This is a genomic window from Polaromonas sp. LjRoot131, from assembly GCF_964252805.1.
Lineage (GTDB): Bacteria > Pseudomonadota > Gammaproteobacteria > Burkholderiales > Burkholderiaceae_C > Polaromonas.
On record NZ_CAXUPF020000001.1, the window covers coordinates 260570 to 285064 of the forward strand.

The 24495-nt window shown below is 65.1% G+C and carries 25 protein-coding genes; 17 read left to right on the forward strand and 8 right to left on the reverse strand.

What is annotated here, in order from left to right; genetic code table 11:
* The first annotated feature begins 210 nt into the window (after nucleotides 1-210).
* The gene (locus ACSQ27_RS01210) at nucleotides 211-522 is read left to right on the forward strand and encodes a DUF3579 domain-containing protein (RefSeq protein ID WP_436153660.1); all 312 of its coding nucleotides are present in this window, start codon (nucleotides 211-213) and stop codon (nucleotides 520-522) included.
* A 258-nt stretch (nucleotides 523-780) separates the two neighbouring features.
* Here the strand turns inward: ACSQ27_RS01210 and rpsT are convergent, their stop codons facing one another.
* Nucleotides 781-1092, reverse strand: a complete 312-nt coding sequence (rpsT, locus tag ACSQ27_RS01215; protein ID WP_007864125.1) for a 30S ribosomal protein S20 — start codon at nucleotides 1090-1092, stop codon at nucleotides 781-783.
* A gap of 223 nt (nucleotides 1093-1315) precedes the next feature.
* Here rpsT and murJ point away from each other — a divergent pair, with 223 nt between their 5' ends.
* Nucleotides 1316-2875: a murein biosynthesis integral membrane protein MurJ gene (gene murJ / locus ACSQ27_RS01220; RefSeq protein WP_436153661.1), complete on the forward strand. Its 1560-nt coding sequence runs from the start codon at nucleotides 1316-1318 to the stop codon at nucleotides 2873-2875.
* A 75-nt stretch (nucleotides 2876-2950) separates the two neighbouring features.
* Nucleotides 2951-3805 (forward strand): SirB1 family protein, encoded by an 855-nt coding sequence (locus ACSQ27_RS01225; RefSeq protein ID WP_436153662.1) that lies wholly within the window; start codon nucleotides 2951-2953, stop codon nucleotides 3803-3805.
* A gap of 30 nt (nucleotides 3806-3835) precedes the next feature.
* Here ACSQ27_RS01225 and ACSQ27_RS01230 read toward each other — a convergent pair whose 3' ends face one another.
* Nucleotides 3836-4759: a LysR substrate-binding domain-containing protein gene (locus ACSQ27_RS01230; RefSeq protein WP_436153663.1), complete on the reverse strand. Its 924-nt coding sequence runs from the start codon at nucleotides 4757-4759 to the stop codon at nucleotides 3836-3838.
* 122 nt (nucleotides 4760-4881) lie between these two features.
* Here ACSQ27_RS01230 and metE point away from each other — a divergent pair, with 122 nt between their 5' ends.
* On the forward strand, nucleotides 4882-7233 hold the full coding sequence (gene metE, locus ACSQ27_RS01235) for a 5-methyltetrahydropteroyltriglutamate--homocysteine S-methyltransferase (RefSeq protein WP_436153664.1): 2352 nt from the start codon (nucleotides 4882-4884) through the stop codon (nucleotides 7231-7233).
* Between the two features lie 10 nt (nucleotides 7234-7243).
* Here the strand turns inward: metE and ACSQ27_RS01240 are convergent, their stop codons facing one another.
* Both ACSQ27_RS01240 and ACSQ27_RS01245 read right to left on the reverse strand, forming a co-directional pair.
* Nucleotides 7244-8224: a division plane positioning ATPase MipZ gene (locus tag ACSQ27_RS01240; RefSeq protein WP_436153665.1), complete on the reverse strand. Its 981-nt coding sequence runs from the start codon at nucleotides 8222-8224 to the stop codon at nucleotides 7244-7246.
* An 86-nt stretch (nucleotides 8225-8310) separates the two neighbouring features.
* Nucleotides 8311-9237: a LysR family transcriptional regulator gene (locus ACSQ27_RS01245; protein ID WP_436153666.1), complete on the reverse strand. Its 927-nt coding sequence runs from the start codon at nucleotides 9235-9237 to the stop codon at nucleotides 8311-8313.
* A 119-nt stretch (nucleotides 9238-9356) separates the two neighbouring features.
* On the opposite strand from ACSQ27_RS01245, the gene ACSQ27_RS01250 reads away from it, so the two are divergent.
* A complete protein-coding gene (locus ACSQ27_RS01250) occupies nucleotides 9357-9872 on the forward strand; it encodes a hypothetical protein (RefSeq protein ID WP_436153667.1) in 516 nt (171 codons plus the stop codon).
* A complete protein-coding gene (locus ACSQ27_RS01255) occupies nucleotides 9869-10738 on the forward strand; it encodes a DMT family transporter (protein ID WP_436153668.1) in 870 nt (289 codons plus the stop codon). Before ACSQ27_RS01250 ends, ACSQ27_RS01255 begins: the two co-directional genes overlap by 4 nt.
* Nucleotides 10739-10742: 4 nt before the next feature.
* Here ACSQ27_RS01255 and purM read toward each other — a convergent pair whose 3' ends face one another.
* Nucleotides 10743-11783, reverse strand: a complete 1041-nt coding sequence (gene purM / locus ACSQ27_RS01260) for a phosphoribosylformylglycinamidine cyclo-ligase (RefSeq protein WP_436153669.1) — start codon at nucleotides 11781-11783, stop codon at nucleotides 10743-10745.
* 192 nt (nucleotides 11784-11975) lie between these two features.
* Between purM and ACSQ27_RS01265 the strand changes: the two genes are divergently transcribed.
* Genes ACSQ27_RS01265 through ACSQ27_RS01290 form a run of 6 tightly spaced genes read left to right on the forward strand, consistent with a single transcriptional unit; the run spans nucleotide 11976 to nucleotide 17073 of the window.
* Nucleotides 11976-13049, forward strand: coding sequence for an AI-2E family transporter (locus tag ACSQ27_RS01265; protein WP_436153670.1), 1074 nt, complete (start codon nucleotides 11976-11978; stop codon nucleotides 13047-13049).
* Nucleotides 13050-13082: 33 nt separating this feature from the next.
* Complete coding sequence (hda, locus tag ACSQ27_RS01270) at nucleotides 13083-13769, forward strand: DnaA regulatory inactivator Hda (RefSeq protein WP_436155379.1); 687 nt, start codon at nucleotides 13083-13085, stop codon at nucleotides 13767-13769.
* Nucleotides 13766-14443: an HAD family hydrolase gene (locus tag ACSQ27_RS01275; RefSeq protein ID WP_436153671.1), complete on the forward strand. Its 678-nt coding sequence runs from the start codon at nucleotides 13766-13768 to the stop codon at nucleotides 14441-14443. The genes hda and ACSQ27_RS01275 overlap by 4 nt, the downstream gene beginning before the upstream one ends.
* A gap of 6 nt (nucleotides 14444-14449) precedes the next feature.
* On the forward strand, nucleotides 14450-16069 hold the full coding sequence (pcnB, locus tag ACSQ27_RS01280; RefSeq protein WP_436153672.1) for a polynucleotide adenylyltransferase PcnB: 1620 nt from the start codon (nucleotides 14450-14452) through the stop codon (nucleotides 16067-16069).
* Nucleotides 16070-16077: 8 nt separating this feature from the next.
* Nucleotides 16078-16575 (forward strand): 2-amino-4-hydroxy-6-hydroxymethyldihydropteridine diphosphokinase, encoded by a 498-nt coding sequence (folK, locus tag ACSQ27_RS01285; RefSeq protein ID WP_436153673.1) that lies wholly within the window; start codon nucleotides 16078-16080, stop codon nucleotides 16573-16575.
* A gap of 9 nt (nucleotides 16576-16584) precedes the next feature.
* On the forward strand, nucleotides 16585-17073 hold the full coding sequence (locus tag ACSQ27_RS01290) for a hypothetical protein (RefSeq protein ID WP_436153674.1): 489 nt from the start codon (nucleotides 16585-16587) through the stop codon (nucleotides 17071-17073).
* 544 nt (nucleotides 17074-17617) lie between these two features.
* Here ACSQ27_RS01290 and pdxH read toward each other — a convergent pair.
* On the reverse strand, nucleotides 17618-18268 hold the full coding sequence (gene pdxH / locus ACSQ27_RS01295) for a pyridoxamine 5'-phosphate oxidase (protein ID WP_436153675.1): 651 nt from the start codon (nucleotides 18266-18268) through the stop codon (nucleotides 17618-17620).
* A 123-nt stretch (nucleotides 18269-18391) separates the two neighbouring features.
* Between pdxH and ACSQ27_RS01300 the strand changes: the two genes are divergently transcribed.
* The 4 genes from ACSQ27_RS01300 (at nucleotide 18392) to ACSQ27_RS01315 (ending at nucleotide 22456) form a co-directional block, all read left to right on the forward strand.
* Nucleotides 18392-18964 carry a TetR/AcrR family transcriptional regulator gene (locus ACSQ27_RS01300; protein ID WP_436153676.1) on the forward strand — a complete coding sequence of 191 codons (573 nt, stop codon included), beginning with the start codon at nucleotides 18392-18394 and terminating at the stop codon, nucleotides 18962-18964.
* 179 nt (nucleotides 18965-19143) lie between these two features.
* A complete protein-coding gene (locus tag ACSQ27_RS01305; protein WP_436153677.1) occupies nucleotides 19144-19602 on the forward strand; it encodes a (2Fe-2S)-binding protein in 459 nt (152 codons plus the stop codon).
* A gap of 11 nt (nucleotides 19603-19613) precedes the next feature.
* Complete coding sequence (locus tag ACSQ27_RS01310; RefSeq protein ID WP_436153678.1) at nucleotides 19614-21908, forward strand: molybdopterin cofactor-binding domain-containing protein; 2295 nt, start codon at nucleotides 19614-19616, stop codon at nucleotides 21906-21908.
* Entirely contained in the window at nucleotides 21908-22456 is a 549-nt protein-coding gene (locus ACSQ27_RS01315; RefSeq protein ID WP_436153679.1) for a nucleotidyltransferase family protein, read from the forward strand. Before ACSQ27_RS01310 ends, ACSQ27_RS01315 begins: the two co-directional genes overlap by 1 nt.
* Here the strand turns inward: ACSQ27_RS01315 and ACSQ27_RS01320 are convergent.
* The gene (locus ACSQ27_RS01320) at nucleotides 22453-22968 is read right to left on the reverse strand and encodes a superoxide dismutase family protein (RefSeq protein ID WP_436153680.1); all 516 of its coding nucleotides are present in this window, start codon (nucleotides 22966-22968) and stop codon (nucleotides 22453-22455) included. The genes ACSQ27_RS01315 and ACSQ27_RS01320 overlap by 4 nt on opposite strands.
* A gap of 193 nt (nucleotides 22969-23161) precedes the next feature.
* Nucleotides 23162-23710, reverse strand: a complete 549-nt coding sequence (locus ACSQ27_RS01325; protein WP_436153681.1) for a gamma-glutamylcyclotransferase — start codon at nucleotides 23708-23710, stop codon at nucleotides 23162-23164.
* 109 nt (nucleotides 23711-23819) lie between these two features.
* On the opposite strand from ACSQ27_RS01325, the gene ACSQ27_RS01330 reads away from it, so the two are divergent.
* Nucleotides 23820-24416, forward strand: a complete 597-nt coding sequence (locus tag ACSQ27_RS01330) for an OmpA family protein (protein WP_436153682.1) — start codon at nucleotides 23820-23822, stop codon at nucleotides 24414-24416.
* Nucleotides 24417-24495 lie beyond the last annotated feature (79 nt).

Genomic DNA, 24495 nt, shown 5'->3' on the forward strand with positions numbered 1-24495 from the left:
TGATTTTAGGCGCAGACTTTGCGGGCTTTTGTGACGTTTGCGCATTGCTGCAATGCAGGCGCGCGGCGCTCCCCGCTATGGGCGCCATTGAAAATTTGTCTATCAAGTCTTATATAAGAGTCCGAGTTAAGCTAGAATTGTTGTGCGCTGCAGCATGGGGTGAATCCCATCCTTTTCCCATGCCGGGCGGCGCAAAAAACCCTCCACCCGATGGTCTCCAACACCGCCAAAGAAGTCTTCATCCAGGGTATTACCCGCGACGGCAAAACCTTCCGGCCCAGCGACTGGGCCGACAGGCTGTGCGGCGTGATGAGCCATTTCCGCCCGGGCGGTCCGCAGCCCGGCAGCCACCTGACCTATTCCCCCTGGTGCGTGCCCACCGTCATCAACGGCGTGAAATGTGTGGTCGTCAACTCGGAACTGCGCGAGGCCGAACCCATGGCCTGGGATTTCGCGATTAACTTCGCCAAGGACAATGACCTGCAAATGGCCGAAGCTTGCCTGATTCCGGATAAGCCATAAAGCTACTGCGCGGGCACGATGCGGCGTTGCGCGGTGCTCGCAATCCTCATGTACCTGGGTACATTCCGGTTGCTGTGCTCCGGGCGCCTTGCCTCGTACCCGCTCGCTACGCTTTCTGGCTCATCCGGGTCTCGAAATTGAAGCGCCAACAAAAAAGCCGTCTTTCGACGGCTTTTTTGCTTTGCTGCAGCGCACCCTACAAAACGGCGGACGGTATTTTCGTTAAGAAGATGCCGTCCGGGCGATTTGCCTAATTACTTAGGCGGCCTTTGCGGGGGCCAGTGCCAGGGCTTTCACCTTGGCGGACAGGCGGCTCTTGTCGCGCGCTGCCTTGTTCTTGTGGAAGATGCCTTTGTCGGCAACCGTGTCCACAATGCTCTGGGCCTTGGCGAACAGGTCCTTGGCTTTGTCTTTGTCACCAGCTGCAACGGCTTTTTCGACGTTTTTCACAGCGGTGCGGTATTTGGAGCGCAGCGAGGTGTTCGCGGCGTTGAGTTTGACGTCCTGGCGGACGCGTTTGCGGCCCGACGCAAGGCGTGGGTTCTTTTTCTTGGGTTTGGCGGTAGCCATATATAAATTCCTTTAATCCTGGGGAGGAGTCTGTGGATGTTGCAGCAAAGCCTTGGATTATACGACGGCCGAGGTTTATGCCAAAAATGGTGGTTTTAGCCAGGAAGGACTTACACCAGCAGGGGCCGCGGAACCGGCTTTGCCGGGCCGCAGGCGCAGCGGCCCCCTCGGGGGGCAGGGAGTTACACGAAGTGAACGACCGTGGGGGCTATAAACTCCCGGAGTGTCACTTTTTAAAGCCGCCTCCACCGTCTCCCTGCTGACCCTGGCCTCGCGTGTCACGGGCCTTGTCCGGGACCTGCTGATGGCTTCGGTGTTTGGCGTCAGCGCCATGACCGACGCCTTTAACGTCGCCTTCCGGATACCCAACCTGTTCCGCCGGGTACTCGGCGAGGGGGCTTTCAGCCAGGCTTTTGTGCCGGTGCTGGCGGCCTGCAAGGCGGAAAAAGGTGAAGAAGGCGCAAAACAGCTGATTGACCACGTCGCGACCCTGCTGACCTGGACGCTGGTGTTGCTTTGCGTGGCCGGCGTGCTGGCCGCTCCGCTGATGGTATGGGCCATGGCGAGCGGCCTGAAGCCGCAGGGCTACAACGCCGCCGTGGTGATGACCCGGTGGATGTTCCCTTACATCGGCTTCATGTCGCTGGTCGCGCTGGCCGGCGGCATCCTCAACACCTGGCGCCGGTTTGCCGTGCCCGCCGCCTCGCCCGTATTGCTGAATGTGGCGCTGATAGGCTCCATCACCCTGGGTGCGCCCTGGTTTGCCAGGCATGGCATCGAACCGATCTATGCCCAATGTGTGGGGGTGATGGTGGGCGGCCTGCTGCAACTGGGCCTGCAACTGCCCGCGCTGCGAAGTTTGGGTTTGTTGCCGCGGATAGGCGCCAGTTTCACGGCCTTGCGCCAGTCCTGGAATGATCCGGGCACACGCAAGGTGCTGAGCCTGATGTTACCGGCCTTGCTGGGTGTGAGCGTTGCGCAGATATCGCTGCTCATCAACACACAGATCGCCTCGCACCTGGCCGTCGGCAGCGTGAGCTGGATCACCTATGCCGACCGCCTCATGGAATTTCCCACCGCCATGCTGGGCGTCGCTCTGGGGGTGGTGCTGATGCCGCAACTGGCCGCGGCGCGCGGCAGCCAGGACGACGAGCGCTACTCGGCCATGCTCGACTGGGGTCTGCGCCTGGTGGTCCTGCTCTCGGTGCCCTGTGCCGTGGCTTTGCTGGTGTTCTCGCAGCCGCTGGTCGCCGTGCTGTACCACTACGGTGCGTTCAGCGACCTCGACGTCCAGCGTACGACGGTGGCGCTCAGCAACTACGGCGTGGGGCTGATGGGCATCGTGGCCGTCAAGGTGCTGGCGCCGGGCTTTTATGCCCGGCACGACATGCGCACGCCGATGTATATCGCCGTGTGCGTGCTGGTGTTCACGCAGGTGCTGAATTATTTTCTGGTGCCGGTGCTGCAGCATGCAGCCCTGACGCTGTCGATCGCCATCGGCGCCCTGGTCAACGCCTTGTGGCTGTTGCTGGGGCTTTTGAAACGCGGAAGTTACAAACCGGTGCCCGGCTGGGGCAAGTTTGCACTGCAGGTGGGGGGCGCCAGCGCCCTGCTGGCGGCCTTTTTGCTGTGGGCCGCCGGGGCGGTGAGCTGGGTCGCCCTGAAAAGCCATTCCCTGGAGCGTATCGGCTGGCTGGCTTTGGTCATGCTGGCGTCGGCGCTGCTGTATTTTGCGGCGCTGTGGCTGTCCGGGCTCAAGGTGACAAAGCTGCTGAGACATTGACGGGCGGCATGCTCCAGGCCCCGAGCGGCATTTCCCGGATGCCTTTTTGCGCCGGATTATGAGAAAGTAGGGGTCATGCAATTAAATCTGGCTGTACCGTCACCATTGCAATATTTCTCCAGCCTGGTGGAAAGCGACGAGCATTTCCCCCTCCTGGAAGCCGCCATCAGCCTGGCGCAGGACGAATATCCCGACCTGGACGTGCAACAGGTGCTGGGCGACGTCGACCAGCTGCTGGCCCGCCTCAAGCGCCGCCTGCCGGCCGACGCACCGGCGCTGCAGCGGCTGCGCGCGCTGAACCAGTTCTTTTTCCACGACCTGAACTTTGGCGGCAACGTCAATGACTACTACGACCCCGACAACAGCTACCTGAACGCCGTGCTGCGCACGCGCCGCGGCATCCCGATCACGCTGGCGGTGCTGTGGCTGGAACTGGCCCTGGGCCTGGGGCTCAATGCGCGCGGCGTGGCCTTTCCGGGGCACTTCATGGTCAAGGTCAATCTGCCCAAGGGCCAGGTGGTGATAGACCCGTTCAGCGGCCAGTCGCTGAGCCGCGAGGAGCTGTCCGAGCGGCTCGAGCCCTTCCGGCAGCACGGCGGCAGCCCGGGTGATGAATTCGAGGTGCCCATGGGCCTGTACCTGCAGTCGGCGCCGCCGCGCGAGATCATCAGCCGCATGCTGCGCAACCTCAAGGAAATCCACAAGACCCAGGAAGACTGGCAGCGCCTGATCCCGGTGCAGGACCGCCTCATCGTGCTGCAGCCCGAAGCCTGGACGGAATACCGCGACCGCGGCCTGGCCTGGGCCGCCCACGGCGAGCCCGAACGCGCGGTGGCCGACCTGGAAACCTACCTGGCCAACGCCGAAGACGCGCTCGACATCGACGCCATGGCCGAGCGCCTGGCCCAGTTGCGCCAGGGCCGGCACTGAGCTTCACAGCTTATTGACTGGGTTTATTTCCTAAAGCAACTCGATCTCACTGAGCGTGAGAAAACAGCTCTCACGCGTGATCGCCACAAAATCACCCAGCCAGGGCCGGCTTGACGTGGCTTCGGTGCAGGCCACATACAGGCGCCCCATCAGTCCTTTTTTTCCTATGGGCCTGGCGCTCACATAACCGCGGTCCAGGTAGCTCTGCACCGCCCACTTGGGCAGCGCCGCCACGCCGCGGCCGCTCGCCACCAGTTGCAGCATGGCAATCGTCAGTTCGGTGGTGCGGCGCGCGGGCTTGACGCCCGCCGGCTCCAGCACCTGGCGCACCACGTCCAGCATTTCATCCGGAACCGGGTAGGTGATCAGCGTTTCGTTGGCGAAGTCCTTGGCCGTCAGGTGTGTCTTGGCGGCCAGCGCGTGGTGGTTGGCCATCAGCGCCATGATTTCAAAACGGAACAGCGGGTGGAAGTCCACCGTTTCATCGGCGTCGGCCTCCGACACGATGGCGATGTCGGCGCGGTCCTGCAGCACCAGCGCGATCGGGTCGGGGTGAAAGCCCGAGACGATGTCCAGTTCCACCTCAGGCCAGCGGGTGCGAAACGCATCCATGGCCGGCATCAGCCAGTCAAAACAGGTATGGCATTCAACCGCGATGCGCAATTGGCCGGAGCGCCCGGTAGCCAGCCGCGCCACGTCACGCTCGGCTTCCTCGATCTGCGGCAGCACCGCGTCGGCCAGCGCCAGAAGGCGCAGGCCCGTGGTGCTGAACTGCGGCGGCACGGATTTGCGCTCGAACAGCGGCGTGGCATAGCGCTCTTCCAACAGCTTGACCTGGTGCGACAGCGCCGACTGCGTGAGGTTGAGCAGCTGCGCCGCGCGCACCAGGCTGCCGCTGTCGCGCAGGGCGGTCAGGGTGCGCAGGTGGCGCAATTCAAGGATGGAAAGCGTCATGACGGGTGTGCGGGTGAATCAATTATTTTCACGTTAAGAGGCAATATCTTTCGTTTGAATAATAGTTGAATCTGGCCGACCATTGCCTTCTTTGTTTGATTTGCAATCGGGAGATAGCCGGCATGGTCCATACACACACCCTGGGTTTTCCGCGCATGGGCGCGCACCGGGAATTGAAGTTCGCGCTTGAAAAACACTGGCGCGGCGACATCGGCCCGGCCGCGCTGGAAGCGGCCGGCGCCGAACTGCGCGAGCGCCATTGGGCCGTGCAGAAAGAAGCCGGACTGGACTTCGTGACGGTGGGCGACTTCGCTTTTTACGACCACGTGGCCAACCACATCCAGATGCTGGGCTGCGAGCCGGCGCGCTTCGGCTTCACCGGGCAGGAGCCGGCACTGAGCCGTTATTTCGCGATGGCGCGCGGCGTGATTGCCGAGGGCGGCGATACCCACTGCCTGGACTGCGGCTGCGACTGCGGCAATGGCAAAGAAAAAGACCAGGCTGAGGGCGGAACATTCGCCCTGGAGATGACCAAATGGTTCGACACCAACTACCACTACCTGGTGCCGGAATTTGGCCCCAATACCGAATTCAGCCTGGCCTCGGAGCGCCTGTTTGACGAAGTCGCGCAGGCCCGGCTGGCCGGCCATGCCGTCAAGGCGGTGCTGCTGGGGCCGCTGAGTTTCCTCTGGCTGGGCAAGGAAAAGACGCCGGGCTTTGACCGCTTCAGCCTGCTGGGCCAGCTGCTGCCGGTGTACGAAAAAATCCTGGCCCGCCTCAAGGCCCAGGGCGTGGAATGGGTGCAGATCGACGAACCCATCCTGGGCCTGGACCTGCCGGCGGCCTGGAGTCAGGCTTTTGAATCGAGCTACTGGCAGCTCTCGCGCAGCGGCGCCAAGCTGTTGCTGGCGACCTATTTTTCACCGCTGCAGGAAAACCTGCGCATGGCCTGCCAGCTGCCGGTGGCCGGCCTGCATGTGGATGCGGTGCGCGCGCCTGAAGAGCTGGTGGGCGTTGCCGACTGGCTACCCAGCCACAAGGTGCTGTCGGTGGGCATCGTCGACGGCCGCAACATCTGGCGCACCGACCCCGACGCCGCCCTGGCCAGACTGAGGCCTGTGGCCGAGAAGCACCAGGGCGAGCTCTGGCTGGCGCCGTCCTGCTCACTGTTGCACGTTCCTTACAGCCTGGAAGCCGAGGACAGGCTGGACACCGAACTCAAGTCCTGGCTGGCCTTCGCGGTCGAGAAACTGTTTGAGCTGCGCATGCTGAAGGCCGTGCTCGAGGGCCGCGAAAACTCCGTGCAGCCCGAACTGGCCGCCGCCCGCCTGGCCGCCCATGCGCGCCGCAGCAGCCCGCGTGTGCACCGCGCCACCGTGGCGGCGCGGCTGGCCCAGGCTGCCGCGGGCGCCGACCAGCGGCCGTCGCCTTTCAGCCGGCGCCAGCAGCTGCAGCGCGCGCGTTTTGCCTTGCCCTTATTCCCGACCACCTCGATAGGCTCGTTTCCGCAGACCGCCGAGATACGTGCCGCGCGCGCGGCCTTCAAGCGCGGCGAAATCGGCAAGTCGCAGTACGCCGAAAAAATGCAGGCCGAGATCCGGCTGGCGGTGCGCAAGCAGGAAGCGCTGGGCCTGGACGTGCTGGTACACGGCGAGGCCGAGCGCAACGACATGGTCGAATATTTCGGCGAGCAGCTCGACGGTTTTGCCTTCACCGCCAACGGCTGGGTGCAGTCCTACGGCTCGCGCTGCGTCAAGCCGCCGGTGATCTACGGCGACGTGGCGCGTCCTGTCGCCATGACGGTGGCCTGGACGGTGTATGCGCAAAGCCTCACCAAGCGGCCCATGAAGGGCATGCTGACCGGGCCCATCACTATCCTGCAATGGTCTTTTGTGCGCGACGACCAGCCGCGCAGCCAGACTACGGCGCAGATCGCCTGGGCAATACGCGACGAGGTGGTGGACCTGGAGGGCGCGGGCATAGGCATCATCCAGATCGACGAGCCGGCGATACGCGAAGGCCTGCCGCTGCGCCGCGCCGGCTGGAAGCCCTACCTGGAATGGGCCACGCGCGCCTTCCGCATCAGCGCCAGCGGCGTGGCCGATGAAACCCAGATCCACACCCACATGTGTTATTCGGAGTTCAACGACATCCTGCCGGAAATCGCCGCCATGGACGCCGACGTGATCACGATTGAAACCAGCCGCTCCGATATGGAACTGCTGCGCGGCTTTGGCGACTTCAAGTACCCCAACGAGATAGGCCCCGGCGTCTACGACATCCACTCGCCGCGCGTGCCCACGGTGGACGAGATGGTGCGGCTGCTGCGCAAGGCGGCTGCGGTGATTCCGGCGGAAAACCTCTGGATCAATCCCGACTGCGGCCTGAAAACCCGGGGCTGGCCCGAGACCGAGGCGGCGCTGGGCAATATGGTGCAGGCCGCGCGCGAGGTCAGGCTTGAACTGACGGTGTGAGGGGCGGCCGTCAGGTGCCGCGCTTGAGGAACTGCGGGATCTGCTGGCCGTCGGGCGAATTCACATTGCGTGACATGGCCGGCGCACTGCTGACCTGGATGGGCCGGCCCACCGCGCGGGCCGTGCTCTGGGCGGACATGCGGGCGCCGTGCACCAGCGACTCCTGCGCGGGCATCAGGCTACCGGGCAGGGAACTGCCCAGACGTGGCGCTGCCGCCGCTTTTTGCTCAGGTGCCGGGTTGAGTGGCCTGGCGCCCAGCGTGGCCGCAACCGAAGGCCGGGGGGCGATCACCCGGGCCGGGGCCTTGGCCACTGTCCTGGCCTGCGCGTGTTCCGGCGCGTCGTTGGCCGCCTGCGGCGGGTACAGCGTGGGCCTGAGCCAATTGAGGATGGGCTGCCATTGGGCGAGGTCGGGCGCGGCGGCGCTGGCCGGCAAATCGAACATCGTCATGCCGCGCTCCAGGCTGCGTACATACAGCTGGGTTTCGCGCAACGCGCCCAGAAAGGGCATGCCCAGGGTTTCCGACCATTCCTCCAGGACTTTCGCGGCGCTGGTGCGCCCGTCGATGCGCATGCCCACGGTGGCGAGGCGGCAGCGGCCGCTGGCCACACGCGGCAGTGCCATCAGGTCGGCGTGGCACTGCGCGGCGGACTCGCGGTCGAACATGGAATTGCACACCGGCATGATGATGGCGTCGGCGAACATCACGACGCGCGCGAGCTCGAAACCGTGCATGCCGCCCGGCGTGTCGAGCACCACATGGGTGATGCCGGTGGGCACGCGCAGCATGTTTTTCTGGTCCACGGCCCAGGGGGCGATGGCCGGCAAGCCGGCGTCGCGGCGCTTGAGCCAGCTGCGCGCCGACTGCTGCCGGTCCACGTCGCCGAGCATGACAGAGCTGCCGTTGCGCGCGCACCAGGCGGCGATGTGCGCGGCCAGTGTGCTTTTGCCACTGCCTCCCTTGCGGTTGACGACTGCGATGACCGGCATGCGTGCTCCAAAGACGGATCAGAGGAACAGTTTGATACAGAAATAACAAAAAGTCCAGTGAAGCCAGTCGGCATCGGTCCCCGCAGCTAGTGTTTTTGTAGCGCAGGCGACTCGCTTTCCGGCGCCTCCCTGAGCCAGCCCTTGAGCCAGCGGCAAAACGCCCGGCCTGTTTCGGGGACGGTGCTGCGCGGGTTGATATAGGCGGAGTAGCTGGCGTCGCCGCGGATCACGGCCGGCGTGGCATGCAGCAGGTGGCCACGGCGCAAGGGCTCGGCCACCAGCAGTTCGGGCACCACCAGGTGGCCCATGCCGCCTGTCGCGGCCGCGATCGCCAGGAAGTAGTGGTCGAAGCTGGCGCTGACGTGGATGCCGGCTGCCTGCAGGCCTGACTGGGCGGACCAGGCGGCCAGTGCGTCGGGCCGCGACTGCGCGGCGAGAAACTGCCACTGGCTGACGGGCTGGTTCGCGAACTCGCGGCAGCGCGCCGGGGACGCCACGCACACCAGGTTTTCGGCGGCCAGCAGCCAGTGCTCGGCGCCGGCGACGGCCAGGTCGCGCGTGATCAGTACGTCGTAGCTGTCACCCGGGCCCGGCGGCGACAGCGAGGTGACCAGGTCCACCGCCACCGGGGCTGCGGGCTGGAAGCCGGGCAGGGCGGGAATCAGCGTCGTCATCGCAAAGGTGGGCAGCGAGGTGCGCACGATGAGGCGGGCGCCAGCCTGGCTTTGCGCCAACTGGCGGGTGGCCAGTTCTATGGTCGACAGCGCTTCCTGCACCGTGTCGAAATACAGGCGCCCGGCGTCGGTCAGGCGCACCGAGGTGCCGCTGCGCGCGAACAGGGGCTGGCCGAAGTAACGCTCCAGCGTGGCGACATGGCGGCTGACACCGCCCTGGCTCATGCCCAGCATGCGGCCGGCGCGGCTGAAATTGAGCTGGCGGGCGGCTTCCACGAACACCCGCACGGCATTCAGCGGCAAGGCCTGGAGGTTGGAGTCATCTGTTTTACTCATCATTGATGCTCATTTTTCGGATGGATTGTGGTGCTATTTCGAATGAATTCATGGATTATGGCGTTTGGCCAGATCATCACTTGATGATGCCTGCTCATCATCTCATTGCCAAAGGCTCCCCCATGCCCCTTGTTTTGCACAGCTGCCCCGGCGGCACCCTGCTTCTCCCCGACGCCCTTTTGTGCGACCGCCGCGATGGCGGCCACCTGGTGGTCAACCCGCCGCGGCCGGTCTGGGAGCGCAGCGAACTGGCCCCGCTGGAACTGGCGCAATGGTCCTGCCTGGTAGCCGCCACCGGCCGCGCCATGCTGGACGTGCTGCCTGCCCTGCATGACGGCTGCCTCAATTACTGGGAGGCCGGCAACTGGGCGCTCAACGACCAGGCCCCGCCCACCGGACCCAAGGACGTCCAGGCGCATCGCAGCGTGCACCTGCATGTGCTGGGGCGCAACCGGCAGGCGGTCAATCCCGACTGGCGCTGGGGCGAGTCGCCCAAATTTCCGCGCTGGGCGGACATGGCGGCCTGGGCGTCGGGGTTCGCGCCGCTCAGCCCGATGGAGTGCGAAGCCGTGGCGGGTCGCGTCAAGGCCTTGCTGGACAGCCGCTTCCGCCTGCCCGAGCCCGGCGCGCCGGCATGAACGCCCACACGCTGGCCCTGGTGCTCGCGGGGGCGGTCTGCCATGCGCTCTGGAATATCGTGGCCAAGCGTGCTGCCGGCGGCACGCTGTTTGTCTGGCTGTTCGGCTGCGTCAGCGTGGCGGCCGCGGCGCCGGTCGCCCTGGTGGCCTGGCAGTTGCACCCGCAGGCCTTTGACCGCTGGATGTGGCTGGCCGTGCTGGCCAGTGCACTGGTGCACGTGATTTATCTATTGGTGCTGCAAAAAGGCTACCGGGCGGGCGACTTCGCCGTGGTCTATCCCATGGCAAGGGGCACCGGGCCGCTGCTCGCGGTGCTGGGGGCTGTGGTGCTGCTCGGTGAGCTGCCCAGCGCGCTGGGCTGGCTCGGTGTGGCCCTGGTGCTGGCCGGCGTCTTCATGACGGCGGGTGGGGCCACGGGGGCCGCCGGCGGTGATGCGCAGCGGCGTCGGCGCGGCGTGCTCTGGGGTGCGCTGACCGGCGTGTGCATCGCCGGCTATACCGTGATCGACGGCTGGGCCGTGAAATCGCTGGGCATGGCGCCGGTGCTGTTCTACGCCACGGGCCTGGCGTTTCGCACGGTGCTGCTCGCGCCCTGGGCCATGCACCAGCGCGGCGCACTGCGCGGGCAGTGGCGGCAGCACCGCGCGGCGATAGTGCTGGTCGGCGTGCTGTCGCCGCTGGCCTATTGCCTGGTGCTGTTCGCCGTGCAGTCCGCGCCGCTCAGCTATGTGGCCCCGGTGCGCGAGATGTCCATGCTGATAGGCACGTTGGTGGGCGCCCGGCTGCTCAAGGAATCGCTGAAGCCCTCGCAGGTGCTGGGCGCGGCGCTGATGTTGCTGGGTGTGGCGGGGCTGGCGCTGGCCTGACTGGTTAGTTGACGGTAACCGCGGCGCCGTCGCCCTTGGGGGCAATCACGCCGATCTCATACACCTGCTCACCCGCGTCGCGCAGGGTCTTGGCCGTGGCCTGCGCGTTGGCGGCGTCCACCACCACCACCATGCCGATGCCGTTGTTGAAGGTGCGGTTCATCTCGAAGTCGTCGATGCCGGCGGTTTTTTGCAGCCAGGCGAACAGTTCGGTTTGCGGCCAACTGCCCTTTTTGAGTTGCGCGGCCGTGCCTTCGGGTAGCACGCGCGGGATGTTTTCGAGCAGGCCGCCGCCGGTGATGTGGGCCAGCGCCTTGATCGGGTGGGCGGCCAGCGCGGCCAGCACATTCTTCACGTAAAGGCGGGTGGGCTCCATCAGGGCCTCTTTGAAGGGCTTGCCGTCCAGCGTTGCGGGCGCATGGCCGGCCGCGCGCTCTATGCATTTGCGCACCAGGCTGAAACCGTTGGAATGCACGCCGCTGCTGGCCAGGCCCAGCACCACGTCACCGGGCTTGACGTCCTTGCCGGTCAGGATCTTGGATTTTTCGACCGCGCCCACGGCAAAACCGGCCAGGTCGTATTCGCCGGCGGGGTACATGCCGGGCATTTCGGCGGTTTCGCCGCCTATCAGGGCGCAGCCGCTCAGTTCACAGCCCCTGGCGATGCCGCCGACCACGGCTGCGGCCGTGTCCACGTCCAGCTTGCCGCAGGCGAAGTAATCGAGGAAAAACAGCGGTTCGGCGCCCTGCACCAGCACGTCGTTGACGCTCATGGCCACCAGGTCTATGCCTACGGTGTCGTGCATCTGCCATTCAAAGGCCAGCTTGAGCTTGGTGCCCACGCCGTCGGTGCCGCTGACCAGCACGGGCTCCTTGTAACGCTTGGGCACTTCGAACAGCGCGCCGAAGCCGCCGATGCCGGCCAGCACGCCTTCGCGCATGGTTTTTTTGGCCAGGGGCTTGATGCGCTCGACCAGCGCGTCGCCCGCGTCGATGTCGACGCCCGCGTCTTTGTAGCTCAGGGGGGAGGGGGAAGAGGTGGTCATGGTGTCGGCTTTGCTACGGGTTGGGTGCGGTAGGGAAGGGCGAGGGTCTGTGAGGCGGGTTTGTGGCCCGGAAAGGGCCTGCAAGCCCGATAGAATTCAGCCTGAGATTCTAAAGGCTACCCATTCGGGCCACGTTCGGCCTTCCTCAGTCCCTTTTCGGGGCTTCTTCCGGCAAGCTCAACCCAAGGCTTTATGCAATTCACCACCGCCCAAAAACGCGCCGCCGCCTGGTGCCTGATCGCCGCCCTGGTCGTTCTCGCGCTGTGGCTGCTGGGGCCGGTGCTCACGCCCTTTGTGGTGGCCGCCGTGCTGGCCTATGCGCTGACGCCGCTGGTCAACCGGCTGGACGACATGGGCAAGGGCCGCCTGCCGCGCGTGGTGGCGGTGGTCATCGTCGAATTTCTCTTCATCGTGGTGCTGCTGAGCCTGTTCCTGCTGATCGTGCCCATCATGGCCAAGGAGCTGCCGGTGCTGCGCGAGCAGGTGCCGCTGCTGGCCGACCGGCTCAACACCAGCCTGGCGCCCTGGCTGGCGCAGTTCGGCATTCATGTGGCGCTGGACGTGGGCAGCATCAAGGCCTTTGTGCTCAAGTACCTCAATGCCAATTTCGAGGACCTGTTCACTTCGCTGATGTCCTCGCTCAAGCTGGGCGGCAGCGTGGCGCTGGCCATCATCGGCAATGCCGTGCTGATCCCGGTGGCGCTGTTTTACCTGCTGATGGATTGGGACAAGTTTGTCGCCCGCGTGCTCGAACTGGTGCCGCCCCATCTGCGCGGCGGCTTCGACAGCTTCACTGAAGAAGCCGACGCGGTGCTGGGCCAGTACCTGCGCGGCCAGCTGCTGGTCATGCTGATCATGGCGGTGTTTTACGCTGTGGGCCTGGCCCTGTTCGGCCTGGACCTGGCCGTGCCGATCGGTGTGTTTACCGGCCTGGCGATGTTCATCCCCTACCTCGGCTTCGGCCTGGGCCTGATGCTGGCCGTGCTGGCCGGCCTGCTGGAATTTGCCTCGCTCAAGGCGCTGGTCATGGTGGCCGTGGTCTACGGCATCGGCCAAGTGGTGGAAAGCCTGTATTTCACGCCGCGCCTGGTGGGTGAGCGCATAGGCCTGCACCCGCTGGCGGTGATTTTTGCCTTGCTGGCGTTCGGCCAGATGTTCGGTTTTGTCGGCGTGCTGGTGGCCCTGCCGGCCAGCGCCGTGCTGCTGGTGGGCATACGCCGCGTCAAGGCCAGCTACATGGCCAGCCGGCTTTACAAGGCTGGGTGACAGCGATGAGGCTGGAATAGACACATGGCGGGCATGAAACAGATTGCGCTGGACATCGGGCTGGCCTCGGCGCCCTCGTTCGCCAATTTTTTTGGCGGGCCGAACGAGGCCGCGCTCAAGCACCTGGAGCTCTGGGCCGGCAATATGCTGCGTTCGCCCGTGCCCACCTACCTCTGGGGTGAAACCGCCAGCGGCAAGACCCATCTGCTCAAGGCCGTGCGCGAGGCGCTGCGCGAGCAGGGCGCCGCCAGCGGCTGGATGGATGCCTCGCTGCTGGAGCCGCCCGAATTCAACGACGCCTGGGCCGCCGTTATCCTGGACGACTGCCACCTGTACACCGCAGTGCAGCAGCAGGCGGCCTTCAACTGGTTCGTCAACGCGCTCAGCGCCCCCGACGGCCGGCCGCGCTGGGTGCTGGCCGCCGGCAACGTGCCGCCCGCCGACCTGGCGCTGCGCGAGGATTTGCGCACCCGCCTGGGCTGGGGCCATGTGTTCGCGCTGCAGGCCCTGACCGAGCCCGAGCGGCGCGCCGTGCTGCGGCGCGAGGCCGACGCGCGCGGCGTGTTCCTGAGCGACGAGGCCATGGATTTCATGCTGACCCGCTTTTCCCGCGACCTCGGCAGCCTGATGCAGCTGCTGGACCAGCTCGACGGCTACGCCCTGCAGACCCAGCGCGCCATCACCATCCCCTTGATCAAGTCCATGCTGGAGAGTGAATGACGGGCAAGAAAAAGATTGCGTTGTTCGACCTGGATCACACGCTGATCCCCATCGATTCCGATTACGAATGGGGCGAGTTCACGATTGCGCTGGGCTGGTGCGACAGCACCGAGTTCAAGCGCCGCAATGCCGAATTCTTCGAGCATTACCGCGCCGGCACCCTGGACATCCACGACTACGTGCGCTTCGCCACGCAAGCCATCCGCGAGCAGGGCGCCGCCAATTCGGCCGCCGCCCATGCCCGTTTCATGCGGGAAGTCGTGCAAAAAGCCATCACCCCCCAGGCCCTGGCCCTGGTGGACGGGCACCGCGCGGCCGGCGACGAGCTGGTCATCGTCACCGCCACCAATGAATTCGTCACGCGCCCCATCGCCGGCGCTTTCGGCGTCAAGGAGCTGATCGCGGTGGAGCTGGAGCGCGACGCCCAGGGCTGGGTGACCGGTGAAATCCGGGGCACGCCCTCGGCCCGCGAGGGCAAGGTCACGCGCATGGAACAATGGCTGGCCTCCCGCCGGCTGTCCTGGGATGACGTGGAAACCACGTTTTATACCGATTCCCTGAACGACCTGGCCCTGATGGAGAAGGCGGCCCACCCCGTGGCCACCAACCCGGACGAGCGCCTGCGGGCGCTGGCGGTGGAGCGCGGATGGCGCATACTTGAGCTGTTTACCTAGTATTTCATGATCAAAAAATTCATCGACAAGCTGTTCGGCAAGTCCGACAGCACGGAGCCCGGTGCCAAACGGGCCAAAAAATCCCCCTTCGGGCAGCGCCAGGACGTCGGCGTCAAGGAACACGGCATTGACGTCAAGCTGGTGGACGACCGCGCCATGGACGTGGTGCACACGCTCAAGGACGCCGGTTATGAGGCCTACATCGTCGGCGGCGCGGTGCGCGACCTGCTGGTGGGCCTGCGGCCCAAGGACTTCGACGTCGCCACCGACGCCACGCCGGAGCAGGTCAAGTCCCTGTTCCGCCGTGCTTTCATCATCGGCCGGCGCTTTCGCATCGTCCACGTCATCTACGGCCGCGGCCGCGAACACGAGGTCATCGAGGTTTCGACCTTCCGCGCCCATCTCGACAGCAGCCTGGCCGAGCAGGTCGGCGGCAACGAGCGCACCAGCAAGAGCGAGTTGGCCGGCATGAAACATGCCGTCGACGCCTCCGGGCGGGTGCTGCGCGACAACGTCTGGGGCCCGATCGAGCAGGACGCCGCGCGCCGCGACTTCACCATCAACGCGATGTACTACGACCCTGAAACCCAGGTGGTGGTCGACTACCACAACGGCATCAAGGACGCCAAGAAAAAAATCATCCGCATGATCGGCAGCCCGGCCGTGCGCTACCGCGAAGACCCGGTGCGCATCATCCGCGCCGTGCGTTTCGCGGCCAAGCTCAGTGCGCTGGGCTTCAAGTTCGAAGACAAGACCGTTGCCCCGCTGCGCGAGATGAAGGGACTGCTGGCCGACGTGCCGCAGTCGCGCCTCTTCGACGAAATGCTCAAGCTGCTGCAGACCGGCCATGCGCTGGCCAGCATCGCCCAGCTCAAGTTCCTGGGCCTGGGCACCGGCATCTACCCGCTGCTCGACGTGGTGGTCGAAAACGCCGACGAGCCTTTCCTCAAGCTGGCCCTGCAGGACACTGACCGCCGCGTCGGCGAAGGCAAGCCGGTGGCGCCCAGCTTTTTGCTGTCCTGCGTGTTGTGGGCCGACGTGCGCGAAGGCTGGGAGCAGCGCAAAAAGCGCGGCGAGCACCTCATGCCCGCGCTGCAGGACGCGATCGACGATGCCTTCAACGCCAAGATCGGCGACGTGTCGGGCCGCGGCAAGCTGGGCACCGACATGCGCGAGATCTGGACCATGCAGCCTCGCTTTGAAAAGCGTACGGGCAGCGCGCCCTATTCGCTGCTGGACCAGCCGCGTTTTCGCGCCGGCTTCGACTTTTTGCGCCTGCGCGCGCAGACCGGCGAGATCGACATGGAGCTGGCCGAGTGGTGGGAGAAGTTCAGCACCGCCTACGACGACGAACGCCACGCGATGATCGAAGAAGCGCGCCAGGCGCAGCAGCACAAACCGCAGGCACCGCGGGTTCGCATCAAGCGTCCCGATGCTGAAGCCGGATCAGGTCATGCCGAACGCCCCGCAAGCGATGAGGTCGACGTGCCAGGCGAACAGGGCGATGCCCCACCCGCCAAAAAACGCCGCCGGCGCCGCAAGCCGGCCAATCGCGGCGCTGCGGGCGGAGAAGGCGCGGGCGGCGATGCGCCTTCGCCATCGGCGGACACGGCTTCCAACTCCTGAGCGTCCTTATGGTTCGCGCCTACGTTGCCCTGGGTGCCAATCTGGGTGATGCGGCTGCGGCCCTGCGCCGGGCGGTTGAGACTATGGGCAAGCTGCCGAAAACGCAGGTTCTTCAATCTTCCAGCCTCTATAAAACAGCGCCGTTGGATACCGACTCAGGCGGGGAATTGCCCGCACCGGGCGAGGACTACTTCAACGCCGTGGTCGAACTCGACACCGGCTTGACCGCTCCCGATTTGCTAACCCATCTGCAGAAGATCGAGCAGCAAGCCGGCCGCGAAAGACCGTACCGCAACGCGCCACGCACGCTGGACCTGGATCTGCTGCTCTACGGCAGCGCCCGTATTGATTCTGTCCGCTTGATCCTGCCGCATCCACGTATGTGGCAGCGCGCTTTTGTGCTGTTACCTTTGGCAGAGATTGCGCCGGGGTTGGTCAGTAGCTTGCGGCTAGCGGCCGTTGAACATCAGCGGATCGAGAGGCTTTCAGAGCCATTTTTACGTTAGGCTTCACTTATGCGCGCACTTATATCGTTGTCTGTCGCCCTCATGTTGAGCAGCCAAGGTATCGCCCAAACGCAACCACCGCCTATCGTCTTTATGGATGAAACAGTAATGTCGGAGGTGCGCGCACTCGAAGTAGCCGAAGTCACGCGTCAGAAATTTTGGGGAAAAGTACCTGGCTTTGACGGCAAGCCTATGGAGCCATCGTCAGAGCAAGAGAAGAATTCGATCCCCTTGCCGAAGTGGGACCTCTTGTATATTGCCGCGAGTGCCAGCTATGCCGGGGATGCGGCACGCTGCAAGGTAAGCACGGCAGGATCTCACTTGTTCCGGCTCCAGAATCAATTCCGGCCGAAGTATATGGATGAGAAGCGGACTCAGTTTGCCTTCGCCTACAGTATTCTGATTTACCAGGATGTCATCGCGCGGATGAAGGACGCTAAATGCTCCCCCGAAAGGGCTGAGGCCCTTCGAGAGGGAATTGATTTCACAGCGAGGTGACGATGCCCGGCATGATTCACTGGTTCCAGCCAGGCCGCTTTCTTCTCGTAAGGGCGAGTTCATTTTGAGCCTTGGTATGTCGGCCCATGCATCACGGCCTTTTCAATGCTGATCCGGTTCGCCACGCTTGCTCGAGATGTCGACTCCGGTCACGCCTCTGGCATCTTGGTGGCTGCGCACACATTGAGAGATGAAGGCGACATTTCGATAGAAGAGCACGCGGAACTGCGACAGGCACTGGCCTGGTTCACCGAGAATCTCCCTGTTCCGAGTGTCCTGGTAGATGTCGAGCACCGAAGAGCAATATCCTGGTTTAGGCCAACCGCACGCCAGGCGATTCAAAAGATGTGGGGGCTCAAGCTCCTTTTAGAGAGCCATGGATACCATGTGAATGTCTTGCAAACGCGAGACCCGGGCGTGGTCGTGTACCAAGACGAATGGCAGGTTGTAGCCAAGCCTCCCAAAGGAGGGTCGCTTTGAAGCACCTTTGTCAGCTCACCGTCAAGCGCCAGATCACGTCACGCCTTCCTGAGGCTTTCCAACCCTAAGGCGCCAGCCGCTCGCGCAGCCAGTCCCCGCCCTCCTGCAGCGTATACCGCAACCGGTCGTGCAGCCGGCTCTTGCGGCCCTGCCAGAACTGCCAGTTGTCGGGCTTGAGGCGGTAGCCGCCCCAGTGCGGTGGGCGGGGGGGCTGCAGCAAAAATTTCGCGCCGTACTTGGCCGCATTGGCCACCAGCACGCCGCGCCCGGCGATCACCTCGCTTTGGGGGCTGGCCCAAGCGCCTATGCGGGAATCCAGCGGCCGGGTGTTGAAGTAGGCGTCGCTTTCCTCGGCGGAAACCTTTTCGACCACGCCCTCGATGCGCACCACGCGCTCCAGCTCCACCCAGTGGAACTGCAGCGCCGCATAAGGATTGCCGGCCAGCTCCCGGCCCTTGCGGCTGTCGTAATTGGTGAACCAGGTGATGCCGCGCTCGTCATAGCCCTTGATCAGCACGATGCGGGTGGAGGGGCGCAGGTCGCTGGCTACGGTGGCCAGTGTCATGGCATTGGGTTCGGGCACCTCGGCTGCGATGGCTTCCTGCAGCCATTGCTCGAACTGCTTGAGCGGGTCCGCCTGCGAGGCGTCTTCGTTGAGTTCGGCGCGCTCGTAGCTTTTGCGCAGGTCGGCAATGGAGAGGGTGGGCTGGCTCATGCCCATGATTGTGCCCGCTCGGCCCATGCCCCTGTCCGCAACCGGCCTTGCCTATCAGGATGGGTCGTGTTTTGAGAGGCGCTTGATAGCGAATTAATATTCGCTTATATTCACGGCTTCCCCATGAAGCCCAAAGACGACGAAAAGCAGCGCGCGATTGCCGAGGCCACCTTCAACCTGGTGGCCCAGACCGGCCTGAGCGGCTTGACCATGGCCGACATCGCGCGCACGGCCGGCATCGCCACCAGCACGCTGTACGTCTATTACCCGTCCAAGGACGAGCTGATCAGCCAGCTCTACGAAGAAGCCAAGACCGCGACCATGCAGCGCCTGATGGACGGCGTGCTTCCCGGCGCCCCTTTGCGCAGCCGGGTGCGGCGCATCTGGTGCAACCTGCTGCGGCACCGGCTGGAGCGCCACGCCGAGGTGGTGTTCCAGGAGCAGTACTACAACTCCCCCTGGTTCACGCAAGGCAACCGTGAGCTGTCGACCCGGCTGGCGGCAAGCTTCCTGGCGCTGATGGAAGAAGGCCAGCAGCAGGAAATCTTCAAGCCCGTGCCGCTGCCCCTGCTGACGGCCAGCGTGGTGGGCTCGGTGCGGGAGACCGCCAACCTGATACGCACGCAGGTGCTGCCCGATGACGAGGCCGTGCGCCAGGCGGCTTTCGGCCTGTGCTGGGATGCCATCAAGGCCTGAGTTTTTGAACCGCGCCTGAAAGGGCAATACCCCTCATTTCTGCATGCCCAAGTTTTTACGGATAAAACCCTGATTTAAGCGAATATAAATTCGACAAGCAGCTTCCAAATTTCTCCGTCGACCCGTTTTTCCCGCTTTTCCCGCCTTCCCCTTACTAACAACTGCAAGGAGTTCCCACGATGCCCACCCTCAACATCAACGGCAAGGACACCGCCGTCAACGCCGATGGATCCACCCCCATACTCTGGGCCCTGCGCGACACGCTGGGCATGACGGGCACCAAGTTCGGCTGCGGCGCCGCGTTGTGCGGCGCCTGCACCGTGCACCTCAACGGCGCGGCCATACGTTCCTGCATCACGCCGATTTCGGCCGCTGCCGGCCAGAAAATCACCACCATCGAAGCCGTGGCCACCGACCGGGTTGGCAAGGCGGTGCAAGACGCCTGGGTCAAGCACGACGTGGCGCAATGCGGCTACTGCCAGAGCGGCCAGGTGATGAGCGCCACCGCCTTGCTCAAGGCCAACGCCAAGCCCAGCGACGCCGACATCGACGGCGCCATGGCCGGCAACATCTGCCGCTGCGGCACCTATGTGCGCATACGCGCGGCCATCAAAGACGCCGCCCAAACCCTGGCTTGAAGGAGAACACCATGTATTCCAATTCCACAGACACCCTCGACATCGTCGGCCAACTGCCCAAAGGCCTGCAAGCCCTCATGCACAAGACGCAAGATGTCGCGCAAAGCCTCGTCGACGCGGCCCTGCAGCGCCGCAGCTTCCTCAAGGTCGCGACCACCAGCGGTTTTGCGCTGGGCGCCTTTCCGCTGCTCACGCAAGCGCAAACCATGGCGACGGCCGGGACACCCGCCGCATCCAGCCTCAAGCCGACCCAGCAACCTTCGGCCTTTGTTCGCATAGACCGGGACGGCACGGTGACCGTCACCATCAACCGGCTCGACTTCGGGCAGGGCGTGCAGACCGGCCTGCCCATGATCCTGGCCGAAGAGCTTGACGCCGACTGGGCCCTGGTCAAAAGCCAGCACGGCAATGCCGACCCCGCCTATGTGGACCCGGCTTTCGGCATGCACCTCACGGGCGGCTCGGGCTCGATCAAGAACTCCTACACGCAGTACCGCGAACTCGGCGCGCGCACCCGCGCCATGCTGGTGTCCGCCGCCGCCGCGCAATGGGGCGTCGACGCCGGCAGCCTGCGCACCCAGCAGGGCGTGGTGATAGGTCCCGGCGGCAAGCGCCTCACCTATGGGGAACTGGCCGAAGCGGCCATGAAGCTGCCGGTGCCCGAGGCGGTCACGCTCAAGGATCCGAAACAATTCCGCATCATCGGCAAGCCCACGGGCCGGCTCGATGCGCGCGCCAAATCCACTGGCGGCCAGAGCTATGGCATCGACGTTCGCCTGCCCGGCATGCTGACGGCCGTGGTGGCGCACCCACCGGTGTTCGCCGGCAAGCTCAAGTCGCTGGATGACGGCGCGGCCAAGGCCGTTCCCGGCGTGAAGGCCGTGCTGCGCGTGCCGCTGGACCGCGGCGGTGAGGGCGTGGCCGTGGTGGCCGATGGCTACTGGGCCGCCAAGCAGGGCCGCGATGCGCTCAAGGTGGAATGGGATACCAGCGGCGTCGAGAAGGTCGACAGCGCGCAGCAGCTCGCGAGCTACCGCGCGCTGGCGCAAAAGACCGGTGCGCTCAAGTACAACGACAACATCGGCAAGCTGGCTTCGGCCCCTAAAAAAATCAGCGCCGAGTTTGTTTTCCCCTATCTGGCACATGCGCCCATGGAACCTCTGAACTGCACGGTGCAGCTCAGCGGCCAGGGCGCGGATGCCAAAGCCGAACTCTGGCTGGGCACGCAGATGCCGGGCCTGGACACGCTGGCCGCGTCCAAGGCATTGGGCGTCGCGCCGCAGAACGTCAAGATGAATGTGCAGATGGCCGGCGGCGGTTTCGGCCGTCGCGCGATCGCCACCAGCGACTACGTCGTTGAGGCCTGCAACGTCGCCAGGGCCGCGCGCGGCGCCGGGCTGACGGCCGCGGTGCGCACCCTGTGGAGCCGCGAGGACGACATCAAAGGCGGCTACTACCGTCCCATGCATGTGCACCGCGCCGAAATCGGCTTCGACGAAAAGGGCGAGATCCTGGGCTGGGACCACGTCATCGTCGGGCAGTCCATCGTCGGCGGCACGCCGTTTGAGGGTTTTATGGTCAAGGACGGCGTGGACGGCACCATGGTCGAAGGCATGAAAGAGCCTTACGAGATCCCGATGCGGCTGTCGGTGCACCACCCAAAGCTCAACGTGCCGGTGCTCTGGTGGCGCAGCGTGGGTTCCACCCACACGGCCTACGTGATGGAAACGCTGATCGACGAGATCGCGCGCGGCAGCGGGCAGGACCCGGTGGCCTATCGCCTCAAGCAGTTCGGCGCCAAACATCCGCGCCATACGGCCGCGCTGCAGCTGGCGGTCGACAAATCCGGCTACGGCAAACGCACGCTGGCCCCGGGCCGCGCCTGGGGCGTGGCGGTGCATGAATCGTTCAACACCGTGGTGGCCTATGTGGTCGAAGCCTCGGTCAAGGACAACACGCCGGTGCTGCACGGCATCACCGCGGGCGTGCACTGCAACCTCGCGATCAACCCGACCAGCATCGAGGCGCAGGTCCAGGGCGCGGCGCTGATGGGGCTGTCGATGTGCCTGCCGGGTGCCGCCATCACGTTGAAAGACGGTGTGGTGGAGCAAAGCAACTTCGGCGACTTCCCGGTGCCGCGCATCACCGACATGCCCACGGTGGCGGTGTTCATCGTACCCAGTGCCGATGCGCCCACCGGCCTGGGCGAGCCCGGCCTGCCGCCGCTGGCCCCGGCTTTTGCCAATGCCATCGCCAAACTCACAGGAAAACCGGCGCCGCGCGAGCTGCCCTTTAAACTGGCTTGATGGAAAAGAGCGTGCCCACGGTGCTGGTGCTGGCCTCGGGCCGGGGGGAGCGCTTTGCCGCGTCGGGCGGCGACGTGCCCAAGTTGCAGGCCTTGCTCGCCGGCAAGCCGGTGCTGCGCCACACCCTGGACGCCGTGGCCGCCAGCGGGCTGCCCTGGCACCTGGAGGATGCGGGCCATCCCGGCATGGGTGACTGCATCGCGGCGGCCGTACGGGCCACGCCTGAAGCCTCGGGATGGCTGGTTTTACCGGGCGATCTGCCGCTGGTGCAAGCCGCCACGCTGCGGATGATGGCCGATGCGCTGGCGCGGCATGTGGTGGTGGTGCCCGTGTTCCAGGGGACACGCGGCCACCCGGTGGGTTTTTCGGCCGCTTGCCGCGAGGCGCTGCTGGCCTTGACGGGAAACCGGGGCGCGTCCCCGGTGGTCCAGGCGCAGGCTGCGCTGAATACGGTCGGTCTTATCGACGTCGCCGATGAGGGCGCGGTGACCGACATCGATACGCTGCAAGACCTGCAGCGCGCCGAAGCCTTGCTGGCTCAGCGCTAGACCAGCGCGATCACTGCGCAGGCCAGCCGCGGGCCGGCGTTGCCGGTGGGCTGGGTTTTGTAGTCGTCGGGGTCGCGGTGCACGATCAGGCCCTTGCCCACGATGTTGTTCGTGCCGCTGCCGATGGCAATGGTTTTCGATTCAAAGCTGAATTTCGCCACGCCTGAGGCGTCGGCCTTGAGGCTGGGCAGGTCGCCGGTATGGTGGGCCATGTCCGAGTGGTTGCCGTGCGGCTGGCCGCCGGGGTTGAAGTGGCCGCCGGTGCTCATGCCGTCGCCGCTGGAGCAATCGCCTTTTTCATGCACATGAAAGCCATGCTCGGCATTCGGCTTGAGGCCGCGAATCTCGCCCGAGACCTTTACCTTGTCGCCGCTCTGGGTGAAGTTCACGGTGCCGGCCGCGCTGTTGCCGGTGGTGCTTTGCAGCTGGGCCACGGCGCGTGGCCCGCCCATGGTGGATGCGCAGGCGCTGAGCACAAGGGCGGCGGCGAGTGGCGCCAGACGGTAGATCATGATGCGGTCTCCTGAAGAGTTGGTGGGAAGCTGAAAAAACAAAGGCCCACTGTAGGCTGCATGGCCCGCGCTGGCAAGGCCGGAGCCGATCACAAAACCCTCCTGGCGTTGTTGTGCCGCCTTGCCGTGCTGTAGCACTGTCTGCGGCGGCGCGCCTAGCCAGGACCGCTTCGCTGGGTTTTGTGAACGGCTCCTAGCTGCTAACTAGAGCCAACAGCCTGCCCAGCGCATGGTCGTGAATGCCCAAGGTCTTCAGCTTGTCATAGGTGAGCTGCGCGTATTCGCGTGTGGTGCCGTAGCGCCCGCAGGAGTCTGAAAAAATCCGCCGGTAAACATCCTCGCTGAGCACGCCGGTGTGGCTGGGGCTGCGCTTGGACAGCGTGAAAGCCAGCGCCCGCAGGTCGCCCTGTGTGGTCTGGCAGCGCAGCCACTTGGGGTCGTAGACGCCGTTGGGCATCTCGCGCGCCCACAGGGCGGGCAGGGCGCCGGCCACCTGCGCGCGCGGGATGCGAAAGGCCATGCCCTTGCAGCTGCCGCCGTGCAGCAGGCCGAAGACCAGTCCCGGGCATTCCGGCGTGCCGCGGTTCACGCGGCTCCACATCTTCAGCGCGCGGTGGTAGCCGTGGATGGTGGCAAAACGCTCTTCCGCATGCTCGAACTCCGGGCGCCAGATCAGCGAGGCGTAGGCGAAGACCCAGAGGTCCTTCTTGCCGCCCCATTCGCGCATGACGGTTTCCAGCATGTGGTCGGGACTTCGGGGAACGGAAAGGCCAGGGCCGGCCAGTTGCTTTGCTGAATTTTCCACAGACGCACTTTACAATGGCCCGAGTTTTTGTGACGGGAGTCGGGCAATGTTTTCTCAGGACGATGATGGCCAGCAGGGCCTGGTGTTGGCGGTCGTTCTTGGCCTGATGGTTTTTGTCATGACGCTGGTCATAGGCATCAGCCTGCACCGGCTGCATCGCGCCAAGCCTTCGGGCGCTCCGCCTGTTCCCGCCATCGCGGTCGCCGCGGCGGCTCCTGCCCCCGTGGCTTCGGCACCTGCCGCTGCTGCCTCCGCCATCCTTCCCGACGTCGCCCAGGCCATCCAGGCTTCCCAGGCCTCACAAGCCGCGGCCGATGCCGCCAGCGTGAAGGTCGAGCAAAGCGTGGTGCGCTTTTATTTCGCCTCCGGCAGTGCCGACCTGGCCGCCGGCGCAGGGGATGCCATGGCCGACCTGGTCAAGGCCGCCAAGGCGGGCGGCCGTACGCTGGTGATCTCGGGCTTTCACGACGCAACAGGAGACGCCGCCAAAAATGCGGCCCTGGCAAAACAACGCGCCGTGGCGGTGCGCGATGCGCTCAAGGCTGCGGGTGTTCCCGAACGGCAGATCGAACTGAAGAAGCCCGAGCAGCTGACCGGGAGCAGCGATGCCGAGGCGCGCCGCGTTGAAATCTCGCTGCAGTAAACGCAGGCGACCGGCGGGCGTAGTGCATCGCTGACAAGGGCAAGGGCAGGGAACCGACGCCGGGCCGGCCGCCTTGGCG

Coding starts and splice junctions, on each gene's coding strand:
- ACSQ27_RS01210 (WP_436153660.1), top strand. CDS start 211: ATGGTCTCCAACACCGCCAAAGAAGTCTTCATCCAGGGTATTACCCGC.
- rpsT (WP_007864125.1), bottom strand. CDS start 1,092: ATGGCTACCGCCAAACCCAAGAAAAAGAACCCACGCCTTGCGTCGGGC.
- ACSQ27_RS01225 (WP_436153662.1), top strand. CDS start 2,951: ATGCAATTAAATCTGGCTGTACCGTCACCATTGCAATATTTCTCCAGC.
- ACSQ27_RS01230 (WP_436153663.1), bottom strand. CDS start 4,759: ATGACGCTTTCCATCCTTGAATTGCGCCACCTGCGCACCCTGACCGCC.
- metE (WP_436153664.1), top strand. CDS start 4,882: ATGGTCCATACACACACCCTGGGTTTTCCGCGCATGGGCGCGCACCGG.
- ACSQ27_RS01240 (WP_436153665.1), bottom strand. CDS start 8,224: ATGCCGGTCATCGCAGTCGTCAACCGCAAGGGAGGCAGTGGCAAAAGC.
- ACSQ27_RS01245 (WP_436153666.1), bottom strand. CDS start 9,237: ATGATGAGTAAAACAGATGACTCCAACCTCCAGGCCTTGCCGCTGAAT.
- ACSQ27_RS01250 (WP_436153667.1), top strand. CDS start 9,357: ATGCCCCTTGTTTTGCACAGCTGCCCCGGCGGCACCCTGCTTCTCCCC.
- ACSQ27_RS01255 (WP_436153668.1), top strand. CDS start 9,869: ATGAACGCCCACACGCTGGCCCTGGTGCTCGCGGGGGCGGTCTGCCAT.
- purM (WP_436153669.1), bottom strand. CDS start 11,783: ATGACCACCTCTTCCCCCTCCCCCCTGAGCTACAAAGACGCGGGCGTC.
- ACSQ27_RS01265 (WP_436153670.1), top strand. CDS start 11,976: ATGCAATTCACCACCGCCCAAAAACGCGCCGCCGCCTGGTGCCTGATC.
- hda (WP_436155379.1), top strand. CDS start 13,083: ATGAAACAGATTGCGCTGGACATCGGGCTGGCCTCGGCGCCCTCGTTC.
- ACSQ27_RS01275 (WP_436153671.1), top strand. CDS start 13,766: ATGACGGGCAAGAAAAAGATTGCGTTGTTCGACCTGGATCACACGCTG.
- pcnB (WP_436153672.1), top strand. CDS start 14,450: ATGATCAAAAAATTCATCGACAAGCTGTTCGGCAAGTCCGACAGCACG.
- folK (WP_436153673.1), top strand. CDS start 16,078: ATGGTTCGCGCCTACGTTGCCCTGGGTGCCAATCTGGGTGATGCGGCT.
- ACSQ27_RS01290 (WP_436153674.1), top strand. CDS start 16,585: ATGCGCGCACTTATATCGTTGTCTGTCGCCCTCATGTTGAGCAGCCAA.
- pdxH (WP_436153675.1), bottom strand. CDS start 18,268: ATGAGCCAGCCCACCCTCTCCATTGCCGACCTGCGCAAAAGCTACGAG.
- ACSQ27_RS01300 (WP_436153676.1), top strand. CDS start 18,392: ATGAAGCCCAAAGACGACGAAAAGCAGCGCGCGATTGCCGAGGCCACC.
- ACSQ27_RS01305 (WP_436153677.1), top strand. CDS start 19,144: ATGCCCACCCTCAACATCAACGGCAAGGACACCGCCGTCAACGCCGAT.
- ACSQ27_RS01310 (WP_436153678.1), top strand. CDS start 19,614: ATGTATTCCAATTCCACAGACACCCTCGACATCGTCGGCCAACTGCCC.
- ACSQ27_RS01315 (WP_436153679.1), top strand. CDS start 21,908: ATGGAAAAGAGCGTGCCCACGGTGCTGGTGCTGGCCTCGGGCCGGGGG.
- ACSQ27_RS01320 (WP_436153680.1), bottom strand. CDS start 22,968: ATGATCTACCGTCTGGCGCCACTCGCCGCCGCCCTTGTGCTCAGCGCC.
- ACSQ27_RS01325 (WP_436153681.1), bottom strand. CDS start 23,710: ATGCTGGAAACCGTCATGCGCGAATGGGGCGGCAAGAAGGACCTCTGG.
- ACSQ27_RS01330 (WP_436153682.1), top strand. CDS start 23,820: ATGTTTTCTCAGGACGATGATGGCCAGCAGGGCCTGGTGTTGGCGGTC.